This is a genomic window from Chryseobacterium potabilaquae (genome assembly GCF_902728265.1).
GTDB classification, from domain to species: domain Bacteria; phylum Bacteroidota; class Bacteroidia; order Flavobacteriales; family Weeksellaceae; genus Chryseobacterium; species Chryseobacterium potabilaquae.
Map to the genome: position 1 here is coordinate 16,552 of NZ_CACVBR010000031.1, position 17,974 is coordinate 34,525.

Annotated in this window: 14 protein-coding genes; 13 read left to right on the forward strand and 1 reads right to left on the reverse strand. The window is 31.4% G+C overall.

Annotated elements, in window-relative coordinates:
* The first annotated feature begins 40 nt into the window (after positions 1–40).
* The 12 genes from CHRY9293_RS13945 (at position 41) to CHRY9293_RS14000 (ending at position 15,241) form a co-directional block, all read left to right on the forward strand.
* Positions 41–787 carry an electron transfer flavoprotein subunit beta/FixA family protein gene (locus CHRY9293_RS13945; protein WP_162033538.1) on the forward strand — a complete coding sequence of 249 codons (747 nt, stop codon included), beginning with the start codon at positions 41–43 and terminating at the stop codon, positions 785–787.
* Between the two features lie 94 nt (positions 788–881).
* On the forward strand, positions 882–1,829 hold the full coding sequence (locus tag CHRY9293_RS13950) for an electron transfer flavoprotein subunit alpha/FixB family protein (RefSeq protein WP_162033539.1): 948 nt from the start codon (positions 882–884) through the stop codon (positions 1,827–1,829).
* A gap of 189 nt (positions 1,830–2,018) precedes the next feature.
* A complete protein-coding gene (locus CHRY9293_RS13955) occupies positions 2,019–2,618 on the forward strand; it encodes a bifunctional nuclease family protein (protein WP_122547468.1) in 600 nt (199 codons plus the stop codon).
* A gap of 18 nt (positions 2,619–2,636) precedes the next feature.
* On the forward strand, positions 2,637–4,019 hold the full coding sequence (locus tag CHRY9293_RS13960; RefSeq protein WP_162033540.1) for a nucleoside permease: 1,383 nt from the start codon (positions 2,637–2,639) through the stop codon (positions 4,017–4,019).
* Positions 4,020–4,354: 335 nt separating this feature from the next.
* Positions 4,355–4,765 (forward strand): hypothetical protein, encoded by a 411-nt coding sequence (locus CHRY9293_RS13965; RefSeq protein ID WP_162033541.1) that lies wholly within the window; start codon positions 4,355–4,357, stop codon positions 4,763–4,765.
* Between the two features lie 42 nt (positions 4,766–4,807).
* Entirely contained in the window at positions 4,808–5,986 is a 1,179-nt protein-coding gene (locus CHRY9293_RS13970) for an acetyl-CoA C-acyltransferase (RefSeq protein WP_162033542.1), read from the forward strand.
* Between the two features lie 113 nt (positions 5,987–6,099).
* Entirely contained in the window at positions 6,100–7,590 is a 1,491-nt protein-coding gene (locus CHRY9293_RS13975) for an MFS transporter (protein WP_122636589.1), read from the forward strand.
* Between the two features lie 213 nt (positions 7,591–7,803).
* Complete coding sequence (locus tag CHRY9293_RS13980; protein WP_162033543.1) at positions 7,804–9,675, forward strand: zinc-dependent metalloprotease; 1,872 nt, start codon at positions 7,804–7,806, stop codon at positions 9,673–9,675.
* Between the two features lie 190 nt (positions 9,676–9,865).
* A complete protein-coding gene (locus tag CHRY9293_RS13985) occupies positions 9,866–12,031 on the forward strand; it encodes a M12 family metallo-peptidase (protein ID WP_162033544.1) in 2,166 nt (721 codons plus the stop codon).
* 122 nt (positions 12,032–12,153) lie between these two features.
* A complete protein-coding gene (locus CHRY9293_RS13990; protein WP_122547461.1) occupies positions 12,154–13,080 on the forward strand; it encodes a mevalonate kinase family protein in 927 nt (308 codons plus the stop codon).
* Positions 13,081–13,092: 12 nt separating this feature from the next.
* Positions 13,093–14,025, forward strand: coding sequence for a UbiA family prenyltransferase (locus CHRY9293_RS13995; RefSeq protein ID WP_162033545.1), 933 nt, complete (start codon positions 13,093–13,095; stop codon positions 14,023–14,025).
* A 52-nt stretch (positions 14,026–14,077) separates the two neighbouring features.
* The gene (locus tag CHRY9293_RS14000; RefSeq protein ID WP_162033546.1) at positions 14,078–15,241 is read left to right on the forward strand and encodes a proline dehydrogenase family protein; all 1,164 of its coding nucleotides are present in this window, start codon (positions 14,078–14,080) and stop codon (positions 15,239–15,241) included.
* Between the two features lie 285 nt (positions 15,242–15,526).
* Here CHRY9293_RS14000 and CHRY9293_RS14005 read toward each other — a convergent pair whose 3' ends face one another.
* Positions 15,527–16,066 (reverse strand): helix-turn-helix transcriptional regulator, encoded by a 540-nt coding sequence (locus CHRY9293_RS14005; protein WP_162033547.1) that lies wholly within the window; start codon positions 16,064–16,066, stop codon positions 15,527–15,529.
* Between the two features lie 772 nt (positions 16,067–16,838).
* Between CHRY9293_RS14005 and CHRY9293_RS14010 the strand changes: the two genes are divergently transcribed.
* Positions 16,839–17,945 carry a M14 family zinc carboxypeptidase gene (locus tag CHRY9293_RS14010; protein ID WP_162033548.1) on the forward strand — a complete coding sequence of 369 codons (1,107 nt, stop codon included), beginning with the start codon at positions 16,839–16,841 and terminating at the stop codon, positions 17,943–17,945.
* Positions 17,946–17,974: the final 29 nt, after the last annotated feature.

The window sequence follows — 17,974 nt, forward strand, 5'->3', positions numbered from 1 at the left end:
TCATAGTTTTAGATGCGAAAGAGAGAATAAAATAGTACACATGAAAATATTAGTTTGTATCAGTAGTGTTCCGGATACTACTTCCAAAATTAACTTTACGGCAGATAAATCTGCTTTCGACAAGAATGGCATTCAGTGGGTAATCAATCCTTTAGATGAATTTGCATTAACAAAGGCTGTTAAATTGCAGGAGTCTCAAGGTGCGACTGTTACTGTAATTAATGTAGGGGATGTAGCTACGGAACCCGTAATTAGAAAAGCGTTGGCAATTGGTGCAAATGATGCAGTAAGAGTAAATATGGATCCAAAAGATAGTTATTCTACGGCTAAAGAAATTGCTGCTGTTGCTCAAAACGGGGGATATGATTTGATTCTTTGTGGTAAAGAATCAATTGACTATAACGGAGGTTCTGTGCCGGGAATGGTGGCTCAGTTGTTGAACCAACCTTTTGTAAATGCTTCTGTAGGATTAGAGGTAAACGGAAGTGAGGCTACTGCTATAAGAGAAATTGAAGGAGGAAAAGAAACAATTTCTGTGAAGTTACCTGCGGTAATTGCTGGTCAGAAAGGGTTAGTAGACGAAAAAGAGCTTATCATTCCGAATATGAGAGGAATTATGTCTGCAAGAACAAAACCTCTGCAGGTAGTAGAATCAGCATCTTCCGAAGTGAAAGTACAAGGAGTTTCTTATGACAGTGTTCCTCCAAGAGCTGCTGTGAAACTAGTTTCTGCAGATAATTTAGATGAATTGGTAAGATTACTTCATGAAGAAGCGAAAGTGATCTAAAATACTTCAAGGGTTAAAAACTTATTTTTAGAAGATATTTCTATATTTTAGTTTCAATCCTAAACCTTTTAACAATAATTTTAAAATTAAAAAAATGGCAGTATTCGTATACGCAGAAAATATAAATGGAGTTTACAAAAAAGCAGGATTTGAAGCTGTTTCTTATGCTAAAGCTGTTGCAGATCAAGCTGGAGATACCGTTACGGCAATTTCTGTAAACCCTACTGATTCTTCAGATTTATTGTACAAATATGGAGCATCAAATGTGATTAATATCAAAGATGAAGGACTTAAAAGTTTTTCAGCTAAGGCATTTGCTCAGGCAATTAATGAGGTAATGGATGGAAATATTATTGTTTTCCCTCATACTACAGATGCTTCTTCTATTGCTCCAATGTTGGCAGTAATGAAAAACTATTCTTTAATTACTAATGTTTTAGCTGCTCCAGAAGGAATTTCTCCTTTACAAGTTAAAAGAAAAGCTTTTTCCGGAAAAGGATTTATGCATGCTAAAGCTGAAGGAAATGGTGTTATATTAACTGTTTCTCAAAATGCATTTGGGGTTAAAGAGAATGCAGTATCAGGTTCAGAAGATGTTAAAAATCTTTCGATAGCTAATGAAGATACTAAAGTAATTTCTCATGAGCAAAGCTCAGGTAAATTAGATCTTAAAGAAGCAGAAGTAGTAGTATCAGCAGGTAGAGGAATGAAAGGTCCTGAAAACTGGGGAATGGTAGAAGAATTAGCCAATGTTTTAGGAGCTGCTACAGCTTGCTCTAAGCCAGTTTCAGATATAGGATGGAGACCACATACTGAGCACGTAGGACAGACAGGGAAAGCAATTTCTCCCAACTTATATGTTGCAGTAGGTATTTCAGGAGCAATTCAGCATTTAGCAGGGGTAAACTCATCTAAAACAATCGTTGTAATTAATAATGACCCTGAAGCTCCTTTCTTCAAATCAGCTGATTATGGAGTAGTCGGAGATGCTTTTCAGATTATTCCTGCATTAACAGAGAAAATTAAAGCTTTAAAAGGATAAAGCAATAGATTATGAATACTCAATTCTCGTTTGGATACTAATTTATGTAAATAAATATTTGATACAGAGTAAATTGGTAATTGAGCATTCACAATTTTTCACATATAATTATAAAGCTCGGCACTTCCGAGCTTTTATTTTTGTCGAAAAGTAAAATTAACTATTAAAAATTAATCTATCTTTGTAGCTATGGACTATAAGCAGCTAATTATTCGCGGAATATCGTATAGCCAGACACAGTCAGGGGCATACGCATTATTATTGGAACATGAAGAATCACACATAAAGTTACCTGTTGTTATTGGCAATTTTGAAGCTCAATCTATTTCTCTTGGTTTGGAGAAGGATATCCATCCACCAAGGCCTCTCACACACGATCTATTTACCAAATTTATAGTTTCTACTAATTATGAACTCGTCTCTGTAATTATTTATCAAATTGTAGATGGAGTTTTCTTTTCAAATATCAACTTTAAAAATAAGGCGAATGAAGAGGAGCTTATCCTGGATGCAAGAACTTCTGATGCAGTAGCAATGGCAGTAAGGTTTGATGCTCCCATTTTTACGACTCAACAAGTTTTGAATGAAGCAGGAATTCTTTTAGAGCTTGAAGATGTGGCAAAAGAAGAAGAATCTTTTTCAGAAACAGCTCCAACTGGAGAAAATTTAAAGTCTATTGAAATGGAGGAACTTCAAAAATTACTAGATGAAGCTGTAAAAGAAGAGGATTATGATACCGCTTTAGAAATTCAAGAAGAAATAAAAAGGAGGAAAAAAAAAATTGATTAATAGAGATATTTAATAACTATGAATTTAAAATTACGCCTTACCATACTTAGTTTTCTACAATTCTTTGTTTGGGGGGCATGGCTAATTACAATGGCCAATTTTTGGTTTGGAACAAAACATTGGGATGGAACTCAATTTGGAGCCGTTTTTGGAACAATGGGTATAGCTTCTATTTTTATGCCCACTATTACAGGAATTATTGCCGATCGATGGGTAAATGCTGAGCGAATTTTCTCATTACTACATATTCTTTATGGGATAATCCTTTTTATTCTTCCGCATAGCGCAGATCCCAATTCTTTCTTTACTACTATGCTTCTTGCTATGTGTTGTTATATGCCGACTATAGCCTTGGCTAATTCTATATCTTATACTATTCTAAAAAATAGTGATCTAGATGTGGTGAAAGATTTTCCTCCTATCCGAGTATGGGGAACAATTGGTTTTATTGTAGCGATGTGGATTACCAATCTAACAGGGAGTAAAGCAACAGAAGGTCAATTTTATATAGGCGGAGCAGTGGCTATATGTTTGGGGATTTATGCATTGACTTTACCTAAATGCCCACCTCAAAAATTAATAAATAAAAATGCTCCACTTACAGAACAATTGGGTTTAAATGCTTTTAAACTATTTGGAAGTTATAAAATGGCTTTGTTTTTTTTGTTTTCAATGCTTTTGGGGGCAGCATTACAATTAACTAACGCTTATGGAGATGTATTCTTAAGTGAATTTGAACATTTTCCTAAATATGCAAATTCTTTTGTAGTGCAGCGATCAACAATTATAATGTCTATTTCCCAAGTTTCGGAAACTTTATTTATTTTAGCAATCCCATTCTTTCTAAAAAAGTTTGGTATTAAGAAAGTAATGCTCATGTCAATGATTGCATGGGTATTAAGATTTGGATTCTTTGCATATGGTGTTCCTGATGGGTTTGGTTTATCTTTGATCATCCTTTCGTGTATTGTGTATGGGATGGCCTTTGATTTTTTCAATATTTCCGGGTCACTTTTTGTAGAGACAACAACAGATAAAAAAATTCGTTCTTCGGCACAAGGTCTATTCATGATGATGACAAATGGTTTCGGAGCAGTTTTCGGTAGCTATATTGCGGGTTGGGCAATAGATAAATTTTTTACACACAAATTTATAAAGGCGTCAGATTTGTCTGCTTATTTAGAAACATCAACTAATGATCCTGCATTTTTAGAAGTTCTTAAAAAAGGGTTTAATTCAGCAATAAATGCAGATGGAACATTATCCTCAATAGTTATGGTAAAAGATTGGCATCAGATATGGTTGTCCTTTGCTGCTTATGCATTGATTCTTGCTATTCTTTTTGCAATTCTGTTTAAGCACAAACATAATCCTGAAGAAGTTTCTTCTATAAAACATTAATCTATTTATCGATTTTTATATTTTCAAATGCATTTTTTTATAAAAGTGCATTTTTTATATCCGATACTTTTGACGTCTTTCATTCATCGGAAAAAGAATATTTTATGTGCTTTTTAACTCAAATATCCTATATAAGAACAGATTAAGGAGGAAAATAAGTTTTAAAAGAATGGACCGTGTTTTTTAAGTAAGCAAATAATTTTAATTTTTGTTATTGAAATAGTAATTTTATTGTTAAATTTTTAATGTAAATAGAGTGTATGAGCTCAAAATGTGTTTTTAATACGGCATGTTTTTAAATCTGATTTTTTTTGTATTTTGGTACTTTAAGAAATATGAGAAATATTCAGCTATTAGGATTATTATTGGTTGTGATTGGTAGTTTTTTACCATTGGTACACATTCCTATTATAGGAAACTGGAATTATTGGAAATTAGATCATAATTTGGCTATTATGTGTTGGGCTTTTTCAGTAGGTGCATTGTTTGGAATCGTCAATAGAAATGTAACACTCTCGAAAATCTGTGCTGTATTATTGATCTTTTTATTCCTTTTTACTTTAGTTGCTATAAAAGTTCAATCTTTACAATATTTTAGTTTTTTACCATTCCAGTCATGGAAAGAAACTTTTGTAGGCATAGTGAAATTAAAATGGGGTTGGGCTATTGAGTTCTTAGGAGCAATTTTAATTTTTTTTTCTCCCAAAAAAAGAAAATTGAAATATCATAATAGATCATTTTCTTAAAGATGATAGAATAATTAAAATATATAAAATAAAATATACAACATGAAAGAAGTTTTCATCGTTTCCGCAGTAAGAACTCCAATGGGAAGTTTTATGGGAAGTTTATCGACAGTTCCAGCTACAAAGTTGGGAGCAGTTGCAGTAAAAGGAGCATTGGATAAAATTAATCTTGACCCTAAAGAGGTTCAAGAAATTTATATGGGAAACGTTTTGCAAGCAGGTGAGGGGCAGGCTCCTGCGCGTCAGGTGGCTTTGGGCGCAGGTCTTTCAATTGAAACTCCCTCTACTACTATAAATAAAGTTTGTGCTTCGGGAATGAAAGCTGTAACAATGGCAGCACAGGCTATTAAGGCAGGTGATGCTGATATCATAGTAGCAGGTGGAATGGAAAATATGTCATTGGTTCCTCATTATTATAATGCAAGAGTAGCTACAAAACTTGGAGATATAAAGATGAATGATGGAATGATGTTGGATGGTCTTACGGATGTATATAATAAAGTTCATATGGGTGTGTGTGCCGAAAAGTGTGCAACAGACTATAATATATCTAGAGAAGAACAGGATAATTTTGCTATTGAATCATATAAAAGATCAGCAAATGCTTGGAAAGAAGGGAAGTTTAATAATGAAGTGGTACCAGTTGAAATTCCTCAAAGAAAAGGAGATCCTATCATTTTTGCTGAAGATGAAGAATATAAAGCCGTGAATTTTGACAGAATTGGTAGCCTTCCGACTGTATTTAAAAAAGAGCAGGGAACGGTAACAGCAGCGAATGCCTCTACATTAAATGACGGTGCTTCAGCGTTAATTCTTGTTTCTAAAGAAAAAATGGAAGAGCTAGGACTTACTCCTTTAGCTAAAATTATCTCTTATGCAGATGCTGCGCATGAGCCTGAAAACTTTACGACGGCTCCGGCAAAGGCGTTACCAATTGCCCTTAAAAAAGCAGGTATGGAATTATCAGCGATAGATTTTTTCGAATTTAATGAAGCATTTTCGGTGGTAGGTTTAGCGAATAATAAGATTTTAGGGTTAGATGCATCTAAAGTTAATGTAAATGGAGGAGCAGTGGCGCTAGGACATCCACTAGGAAGCTCTGGTTCAAGAATCATTGTAACCTTACTGAATATTTTAAAACAAAACAAAGCAAAATATGGAGCAGCTGCTATATGTAATGGCGGCGGTGGAGCTTCTGCTATTATTATTGAAAATATATAAGCTCTAATATTCTTATAGAGAATATTTTACCATTAAGAAATCGATAATTTTTTTAAAAAATCTATTCATTTCTTAATGGTTTTTTTATTTTTGCGATACTAATTTTATTTATAATGTCTGAAACTGAGAAACAACAGCCTAAAAACATCAAAAATAATCCCAAGATTATGAAAGCTTGGGCCGTATATGATTGGGCAAATTCTGTATATTCTTTAGTAATAACATCTACTATTTTTCCTATTTATTATTCTATTCTTACGACTATGTACGAGAAGAAAGAATATGTACCTGAGACAAAACAATGGATTGATGTGCCTGTACGATATATGATTAAGATTTTTGGAAAAGAATATCAGCCTGATGCGGTGTATGGATATTCTTTAACTATATCCTTTTTTATTGTCGTTTTATTATCTCCATTTTTATCTTCATTAGCGGATACTATTGGAAATAAAAAATCATTTTTACAATTTTTCTGTTACCTTGGAGCAACTTCTTGTATGGGGTTAGCTATGTTTACAGGCATGCATAATGTTTTCTTGGGACTTCTCTTCAGTATTATGGCTAGTGTGGGTTTCTGGGGAAGTTTGGTATTCTACAACTCATTTTTGCCGGATATTGCCAGCCAAGATAAACAAGATGCCCTCTCTGCCAAAGGATATGTATATGGTTATATAGGTTCAGTTATTTTAGTGATTATATGCCTGTTATTAATTCAAGTTTTTGCAAAAGGTGAAAAACAGCAGCTTTTGTTTACGAGAATAAGCTTTTTATTAACAGGAGCATGGTGGTTTGGATTTTCTCAATATACATTTAAACATTTACCACAATTTGGAGATGTGAGAGAAGAGCTTCCTAAAGAACTCGTATTATTAAACTATAAAAATATTTTTAAGAAGCATGAAGAGCAAGGTGGTTTTTTTGAAGTGTTAAAAGATAATATCAATTTCTATAAAGATATTGCAAAAGAAAGCTTTAAAGAATTATTTAAAGTGGGAAGTTATCTTTTTAAAGACAAAAATCTGAAATTTTTTCTTTCAAGTTTTTTCTTTTATAGTGTGGGAATGCAAACCATTTTTCTAATGGCTACTTTATTTGGAAAGAGTGAGATTAATCTGGCTCAGGATAAATTGATAGGAACGCTTTTAGTGATTCAAATTGAGGCGATTATTGGAGCTATAATATTCTCTCGACTTTCTAAAAGAATAGGAAATAAGAATGTAATTTCTATAGCAATCCTATTATGGATAGTGGCTTGTCTTTGGGCTTACTTTTTGAATAAAGAGAATCCTACTGTAGAATATCAATTTTATGGAGTTGCTGCAGTGGTCGGATTAGTAATGGGAGGATTACAAGCTATGTCTAGATCTACTTATTCCAAATTACTTCCGGAAGGCTCTATGGAGAACACTACCTATTTTAGTTTTTATGATGTATTAGAAAAGATAGCCATTATCATAGGGACGTTTATTTTTGCAACATTAATTGAACGTTTCAATAATATGCGTATTGCTGCACTTTCGATGACATTGTTCTTTGGAATTGGTCTTATTTTGATAAGATTTTTAAGAGTTAAAATTTTAAAGAACAAAGAAACTCTATAAACATAGAGCACCACAATCTTTTGATTAGATTGGCTTTATGTGAAACAGTTATATTTTTTAGCCCATTAACAGGATATTGATTTAAATTTTTAATCAATATCCTGTTTTTTTATCAATATGACGTTATAATCTTAAAAAGCGTGGTGATTATTCACTTATTGTTGATATTTTTTGTTTATTTGCCATTCGAATCAATAATAAAAAATATCAACTATGACAAAAAAAATCTTAATTTTCAGTGTCTTTTTATGCTCTGTTTGGGGCTTTTCGCAACAGCTAAAACCCGTTGCCCAAAAGGTTTCAAATTATCATAAAGAGAAAAAAACTTTTCAAAAATTTGAACTGTTTGAAGTAGATAATACTTCTAAAAAATTAGCTGAATACAAAAAAACAGCAACCGATATTTCAGTTCTAAAATTAAAAAAAGAAGAACTAAAAAAACTAGTACATGAAAAACCTGAATTTCTAGAAGTATCTTTTCCTTTTAGAGGTGATCAGAAAATTACAGTGGAGTTGTACAGAAATCAAATTTTCACGAATGACTTTAAAGTAACAACAGGAAAGGGAGAAGCTATAAATTATACTCCTGGAGTTTATTATCAGGGAATCGTAAAAGGAGATAATGAGTCTATTGTAGGATTTAGCTTTTTTGATGATGATGTAGTTGCAATAGCTTCTACACCCCATCTTGGCAATCTTGTAGTAGGAAAAGTAAAAGATGCAGAGGATTTTGTAAGTTATTCAGAATCCACATTAACGGGTAAGAATCCTAATATTTGTGGAGCCAATGACTTGAAAGAAAATCAAGCTCAGAAAATATCCTATGATCCACAAGCAAAAGAGATGGCTGGTAGAGCATCAAATAATTGTGTAAGAATATTTTATGAACTTACTTACAGAACATATCAGAATAATAATTATAATACAACAACTGCTACAAATTGGATGACAGCCATCCATAATAATGTGGTAACTCTTTATAATAATGACGCGATTAGTGTTTCTATGAGTGGGATTCATATATGGAGTAATCAAGATCCTTATTATGGTAACCTTGATAACTTCAGAAGCCAGAGAACTTCATTTAATGGTGATTTAGCCCATTTAGTAGATATGGGATCAGCTGGTGTTGCTTATTTAAATGGACTTTGTTCAAATGTTAAATATGGATATTCAGGTGTTTTTAAAAACTATTCAAATGTTCCTACCTATTCTTGGACAGTAGGAGTAGTAACGCATGAAATAGGACATAATTTAGGATCTCCTCACACCCATGATTGTTCTTGGAATGGAAATAATACAGCGATTGATGCTTGCGGATCTTATGCCGGATATGGAGGAGGATGTAATGCGTCAATTCCTTCAGGAGGGGGAACAATTATGAGTTATTGCCATATGAGCCAGGCAGGTATTAATTTTAGTAATGGTTTTGGAAATCAACCAGGAACATTAATCAGAAATACGATCGCTTCAAAGCAATGTCTTGGAAGTGGTTGTACCACAACTCCACCTACTGGTGGTGGCGGCGGAGAAGAAGGAGGTTGTACAGGTACTGTTAGTAGTATGGGGATAGGTAATATTACGCACAACTCTGCAGATGTATATTTTAATGGAACAGGATCAAATACTTGGAAGTATAGATTAATTACATTGGACGGAATTATCATTAAAGATGGAATTACAAGTAGTACACAATTTAATATTTCTAATCTTCAATCGGGTACATACTATAAATTATTTATAACACCTGAGTGTAAAAATGAATATCAAAAATCTCAAGTATTTTTAACTAATAATGGTTATTCACAAGGAATGCCAATGAATATGAAAAATAATGATATAAAATCTCAAGGGAATAATGTGAAAATATATCCGAATCCTGCTAAAGATGTAATTGTTATTTCTTCTATGGAGCGTTTAAAATCATATAAAATATATGATGAATCAGGGAGATTGGTACTTTCTTCATCAGTATTAAGTGGAAATAATATCAAGGTGGATCTTTCTTCAATAAATACTGGAAGCTATATTATCTCTATTGAAACTGAAAGAGAAACAATAAATGAAAAATTAATTAAAAGATAACATATAAATAAATATTAGATTCGAAAAATTAAAATAAGGTTTGGGTTATTTAATCCAGGCCTTATTTGTGTTATGATGCATGGAATAATTAAATTAATATGCTATAATAAAAAATATGTTTATTAAATATATTTTTTTTGTCTTGTGTATGTTTTTTTTACTAAATTTAAATAGTACTAAAAAACATAAAATGAGTAGAAAAATTATTTTTTTTAGCATGTTTCTGTGCTTGATTCAGGTTTTTTCACAACATTTGAATCCAATTTCTAAAAAAATATCAGAAAGCCATAAAGCAGGGGCTTCTTTTAAATCATACTCATTGTTTGAGTCTAATCCCCGTTCTTTACAACTTCCTATCTATCAAAAAGCGGCTACTGATATCAGTGTAATGAATATTGATTATGCTGTATTGCAAGAAATTCTAAAAGATAAGCCTGAGTCTTTAGAGATATCTTTTCCGTTTAATGGGAATAAAAATATAACTATTGAATTACTTAAAAATAATATTTTCACAGATCATTTTAGAGTACAGACCAATGAAGGAAAAATATTATCCTATAATCCGGGAGTTTATTATCAAGGGATTGTAAAAGGAGATTTTAACTCTATTGTTGCTTTCAGTTTTTTTGAAAATGATGTAGTAGGTATAGCTTCTACTCCGGAATTGGGAAACATTGTGGTGGGAAAAGTAAAAAATTCAGATGATTTTGTAAGTTATTCCGAATCAAAATTAACCGGAAAAAATCCTTTTATTTGTGGTGTTGATGAATTTAAAACACAAGATAAATTAAATGGATCTCCTGATCTTAAAAGCGTAAATAAAAATGTGGCAATGAGCCAAAACTGTGTAAGGGTATATTATGAGATTTGTTTTGCTGCTTACCAAAATAACAATTCCGATATCACAACAGTAACGAATTGGTTGACCGCTATTCATAATAATATTGCAACACTTTATTATAATGATGATATTAAAACGGCTTTAAGTGAAATATTTGTATGGGTAACGCAAGATCCTTATACAGGAACTCCCAATGATAATTTAAATAATTTTAGAAATACAAGACTCACGTTTAATGGAGATTTAGCACATCTTATTAATTCTCCTTCAACAACGAGTGTAGCCTATCTCAATTCTCTTTGTACAGAGTATCGATATGCATATTCTGGTGTTTCTCAAACCTATTCCAATGTTCCAGTGTATTCTTGGACGGTAGGGGCTATGGCTCATGAAATGGGGCATGGATTAGGGTCTCCTCATACTCATGCATGTGCTTGGAATGGAAATAATACTGCTATTGATGGATGCGGAGCACAAGCAGGTTATAATGAAGGATGCAGTGGTGTAATTCCTTCCTCGGGAACTATTATGAGTTATTGTCATCTTATTCCTGGAGTAGGTATTAACTTTAGTTATGGTTTTGGGCCTCAACCAGCACAATTGATTAGAAATACAATTGACACCAAAGCGTGTTTAGGTACGGATTGTACGACCTCTTGTGGAATGCCAATTACAGATATTAGCTTTGTTAATATTACACAAAACTCTGCAGGTGTAGTTATTAATGATGTTATATCTTCTTCTTGGAAGTATAAACTTACCACAATAGACGGAACTTTAGTGTCAGTAGGAAATACCAATTCACCCAATTTTAATATGACTAATCTTCAACCTGGAACTTATTATAGATTATATTTGGGAACTTCTTGTTCCTTGGCAGATGCATATCTTATATCTAGAATATTTTTGACAGATGCTGATTGGTGTAATAGTATACCACTCAAAGACTCAGGAGGAGATTTTGGTAATTATGGAAATAATGAAATACTCATAAAAACTTTTTATCCAACTTCAGGATCGTCCCTCACTTTAATGTTCCCTGATTTTGCATTAGAAAAAGATTACGATTTTATGTATATTTATAACGGGCCATCCACATCATCTCCTTTATTTTCAAATGGAAATGAGGTTACGGGAAATGCTATACCTGGTCCTTATACTTCAACGCATTCTACAGGAGCTATTACGATTAAGTTTGTTTCTGATACGGATGTTACGGATGCAGGATGGAAAGCTAATTTTTCATGCAACTTCCTGGCAATTGAAGAAGGTGATGTAAAAGATAAAATGGTAAATATTTATCCAAATCCAGCAAAAAATACCATTACAGTTTCTTCGGTAGAAATTGTAAAATCATATACAATATATGACGAATCCGGAAGACTAATCAAAGGTGATGTACCTTATAAAGGAAATAAATTTGATGTAGATATTTCCTCATTTGCAGCGGGAAATTATATAATGACCATAAGAATGAAAAATCAAACAATTAATAAAAAACTTATTATACAATAGGATTTTAATAATAAATTTTGTTGTAAAACGTATTAATTTATTTAACATAAAACATTTCGGCTTGAATTTTGCTTAGATTCCGCGGAATAATTTTTAAATTTGTAAAAAGATTTATTATCAAGATGACCAACCCACTATTTTATGCAAAAATAATTCTGTTTGGAGAATATGGGATGATTGAAGATTCTCAAGGGCTTGTTGTTCCTTATAGCTTCTATAAGGGAACTTTGAAATTTTCTGAAACAGGTTCTGAATTTGAAAAAAAATCCAATATTCATCTTCAGAAATATGCTGAATATTTAGAAAAATTAGTTCTTATGAATGATTTTGTTCTGGATATTGAGCGCTTTAAAACAGATATTTTAAATGGACTCTTTTTTGATTCTAATATACCTCAAGGATATGGAGTGGGAAGTTCAGGCGCCTTAGTAGCGGCTATTTTTGAAAAATATTCTATAAAAAAACATAATCCTGAAAATATTTCGAAAGATAATTTGAAGAATCTAAAGAATGTTTTTGGTGAAATGGAAAGTTATTTTCACGGGAAAAGTTCAGGAATGGATCCTTTGATTTGTTACATGAATTTACCTATTCTTATTGAAAATAAAGAGAACATGGACAAAGTTGCTATCCCTAAAGGAGAAGAAGGAAAAGGAGCGATTTTCCTGATAGACTCAGGTATAACAGGAGAAACAGGTCCTATGATCCAAATTTTCTTTGAAAAAATGAAAACGGAAGGTTTCCGTAAAACATTGAAAGAAGAATTTATCCGTTACAATAATGCATGTATTGATACTTTTTTAAAAAAAGATATGAATCCGTTCTTTAGAAATTTAAAAAAACTTTCGCATTGGGCATATGAACATTTTCGTCCTATGATCCCGGAAAGTATTTTTAATATTTGGAAAAAAGGATTGGACTCTAATGCTTACTATTTAAAACTGTGTGGAAGCGGCGGCGGTGGATATATTTTAGGTTTTACTAAAGATTATGAAAAAGCTGAAAAAATGCTTGATGGATTCCATAAAGAAGTAATCTATAGATTCTAAATAGTGTTGTGGATGAATTCTGAAAAAGAAATTTTACAACAAAACTTTATTAAAAAATCTTTATTATATAGATTTTCACAGTTTCTAGGAGTTCTTCTAGGAGCTCGTTTTTTTATAGCAGTATTACTTACCTTTGCTCTTTATGTCTCTACTTTTTTCCTTTTTAACCAAGAAGAGTCATTCAGAAATTTTGTTTTTGACTTCAAAGTACATGGTATTATTTTCTGTACGGTTTTAACCATTCTTGCAGGAGGTATTATTAATCAATTTTACGATTTAGAAAAAGATCATATCGTAAAACCATTCAGAACAAGAATACAAAAATTCATTAAGCAAAAGTACTTTTTATATGCCTATTTAATTTTATGTGTTGTTTCATTGGGGGTGGCCTGGATGATCTCTCATAGAGTTTTTGTTTTTTTTGTCGTTTATCAATTTTTTATGTGGTTTTATAGCCATAAATTAAGTCGGATTATAATTCTTAATAATTTTACTTTCGTAAGCCTCACTTTGTACCCATTTTTTGGAATGATGGTATATTATCAGACATTCTCAGGGAAAATATTTCTTATGGCTATTTTTCTATTCCTGATTCTTTTATGCATTGATATAGTGAAAGACATTCTTACAAAAAATGTAGATAAAGCTTTTGGATATAACACAATCCCTAATTATTTTAAAAGTAGAAATACTAAAATTATTATCATCGCTTTATTAATAGTGACGATGCTTGTATCTATGAAAATTATTTATAAAATGGGAATTTCAGGGTTCATGGCTTACTATTTTATTTTAGGATTATTTATTATTATTTTCTGTATATATTTACTTTTAGACTATTCTAGAAAAAGTAAATTAGTTACTTTAAATATTCTTCGTTTATGGGTATTCATTGGTATTATCGCCATGCTTTTAAATGGAATAGAAAACAGATTTATAGATTAAAATAATTTAGCTTAATTCCTTACCTTTGCAACAATAAATTTAATTAAAAAGAATGCCCATTTTTAATGATACTAAAGTTGCATTTGCCGACAAATCTGATGCACAATTAAGAAAAGCGTATTGGATGTTTAAAATGATTGAACAACCTACCCTTACCAAACTTGGAACCTCAGTTCTTAACTTTACTGTTCATAATAATTTTCCATTTGTTAGCGGAATTGTGAAAAAAACGTTATTTGAACAATTTTGTGGTGGAGAGACACGCGAAGAAAGCATGAAAGTTGTAAAACAGTTATTTAAGAGAGGAGTAGGAAGTATATTTGATTACTCTATTGAAGGAAAAGAAGATGAAGAAACTTTTGATGCTGTTTGTAAAGAAATCAAAGATATTGTAAGGTTTTCTGTTGGAAATCCTGCAATTCCTTTTATTGTATTTAAGCCTACTGCTTTTGGAAGAATTGATTTATATGAATTAGTAGGTAAGCAAGCAGAGCTTACTTCTAGCCAAAAGCAAGAATGGGATAATGTTGTAAAACGATTTGATGAAGTATGTAAACTATGTCATGAAAGTAATAAAAAAGTAATGATAGATGCGGAGGAAACATGGATGCAGGATGCAGCTGATAGTCTATGTGAAGAAATGATGGAGAAATATAATACGGAGACACCTATTGTTTGGAATACCATTCAGATGTATAGAAAAGGAAGGCTGGAGTATATGGAAGAACACCTTCAAAGAGCCATAGAAAAAGGGTATTATATTGGGTATAAAATTGTAAGAGGCGCTTATATGGAAAAAGAAAGGGCAAGAGCAGTTGAAAAAGGCTATCCCGATCCCATTCAACCCAATAAGGAAGCATCTGATAAAAATTATAATGCCGGAATTGATTTTGTAATGAACCATTTAGATAAAGTCTCTGCTTTTTTTGGTACTCATAATGAAATTTCTTCTGAATTGGTCATGGATAAAATGAAGGCTAAAGGATTGAATAACGATGATTCACATATTTATTTTGGACAGTTATTTGGAATGAGTGATAATATCACCTTCTTTTTATCGGATAAAGGTTATAATGCTGCTAAATATCTGCCGTATGGGCCTGTAAAAGATGTAGTGCCTTATCTTACAAGAAGAGCTCAAGAAAATACTTCGGTCGCTGGGCAAACCGGACGAGAATTGGGACTTATTAAAAGAGAATTAGAAAGAAGAAAGTAATATAATACATAATAATTACTATTAAATCCTTGCAAAATTTTTGTAGGGATTTTTTAGTTAAATAATTAAAATCGATTTATCTCAAGCATATAATAAATAGATATTTTATATGTGTAAAGCTTGTTATTTTAGTATTATTTTGCTAACTTTAGTATAAATCATTTTGATGCATAGTTATAATTACGAAGGTTATAAAGGAATATAATATTATCAACCTTATAAAACACAACCTTAGTTTTTTTCTTCAAATATTGTTTGCCTGGTTAATTGTTTAATCAGGCAATTTTATGGCTCAAAACTTTCAAATTTTCCATTTTCATAAAATATAACAATTCGTTTTATCTTACTTTCTTGATTATCAGTTTTTTGAGTTTTATTTTCACGAGGAAAATTTTCTAATGGCTGAGAATCGCATATTTTTTCTTCTTCTTTACTTGGGGATGGGATAGACGATTCTCGTGGATTTTGTTTTATAGGTTCATAATGGGGTTCTTCTATTTCAAAATCATTATTATTTTTCATCATAGCAAAAAGATCGGGCAGAGGAGTCGCTTTAGGTTTTTCTTCCTCTTCAAATGGTTCAATAGAATCATCGATTATTTCCAAATCGGATTTAAGCATTTCTCCATCACCTGTCACAAGCCAATCCCATAAAATTTCTGGAAATCGGGATTTAATTTTTATGATAAATTCTAAAGAGGGTTTATTTCTACCAGATGTAATATGAGAAATGGAGGAACGCTGCACATCAATCTCATCAGCAAATTCTGATGATGTTAGTCGTGAGTACTCTATTACTTTTGAAATTCTATCATTTAGACTCATACAATAAGCTTTTAATTGAATTACAAATGTAAATAATATAATTTACAAATGCAAATTAAAGAAATGGAAAGAATATAACTTTGTAAATATACAAATGTAAATAGGTAATTAACTGATATTTAATTATTTATATATTCACTTCAAAAATCCAAGTTTTTTTATTTAACATTTTTTCCATAATTAACTCACTAGATCTCTTTTCTCTTTAAAATAGAGAAGAAGGTAAAATTTGAAAATTGAATAGATATAAACTACCATCAATAAACACTAAAAGGCTATATTTTGGCCAAAAAGACATAAGTATGTGATTATCTATCTAAAAATATAAAAAAACGACTAATTTAAGAGATAAATACCCTTGTATAAAGGAAGCATACTCAATACTTATATCAAATAGGGATCGGATTTGTATTAAAGTCAGTATTGGTGGGATAGACTAAAATTAAGAGACAAATTTTCAATTATCAACAAGTTTACATTTGTATATTTATTAATTTATTTGTTTTTCCACATCTATTTGTGTTTAATATATTAATACTCAAATGTTGAAAAAATAAGGTTTTGCCTATTAAAGTATATTTAATATTATTATTGAGATGAAATACATAAATTCCTGATTATTATATATTTAGTAATATCCATTTGAATTTTTCGCAATCCACAATTTTATCCACAGACATTATGGCATTTTACATTGTTTAACTAAGTTACAAATGTTAATTATGTTATTTATATAAAAATTTTTAAATTTGACTCTTGTAAATTATTTATAATGAACTTTGAACATATTTATTCCCAGAATCCAGATTTTCCTAATCGCTATATTTCTCCTGAAAAACTATTTTCTTATCTACAGAGAAATCTCAGTGATTGTATTGAAGAGATTGGTCGTTCATATTTGGATAAGCCTATTTACAAATTGACAATAGGTAAAGGAAGGATTAAAGTTCTGGCTTGGTCACAAATGCATGGAAATGAAGCTAACGCAACTCATGCCATACTAGATTTATTAGTAAGCTTAGATAAAGCTCCTATATTAAAAAAGGAACTATTTGATAAAATCAGTTTAGATTTTATTTTTATGCTAAACCCAGATGGTTCTGAAAAATGGACTCGTTTAAATGCTATGGATATTGATCTTAATCGCGATTTTCATAATGAGGCAAGTCCCGAAATAAAAATTCTTAAAAAAATAGTCGCTACAAAGAAATATAATTATGCGTTGAATCTTCATGAGCAAAGAACTATTTTTACTACCGATGGTGTTCACCCAGCCACATTATCTTTCCTAGCTCCTTCTGAAAATATAGAGAGGAGCATTACAGATAACAGAAAAAAATGTATGGCAGTCATTGCCTATATTTATCAGAATATAAAAGATATGATTCCCCATCAGATTGGGAGATACTCTGATGAATTTTATCCAACTTCCACGGGTGATAATTTTATAAAGAGCGGTATGCCTACCATTTTATTTGAAGGAGGGCATTTTGTTGGAGATTATATGAGAAAGGAAACAAGAAAATATTATACGATTGCGCTTTACTATGCTTTAAAAGGAATGAGTGAGTTAAATCTTGGGATTAATAATTGGGAAATTTACCTTGAAATTCCCCAAAATCAAGAGACTCATTACGATGTTGTTTATAGAAATGTAAAACTAAATACGACCTATGAGTGTATTCTTGATGTCGCAGTTCAGTATAAAGAAATAAAAGAAGATGGGAAAGATGAAATTTCGTTTATTCCGTATGTAATGGAAGTCGGAGATATAAAAAAAAGAAAAGGTTGGTTAGAAATTGACTGCACCGGAAAGAAGATAATTTCTGCTACTAAATATCCCAAACTAGATGCGATCATGGAGTTTAAAATAGAATAAAAATACAAGCGGAATAAATCATTCCGCTT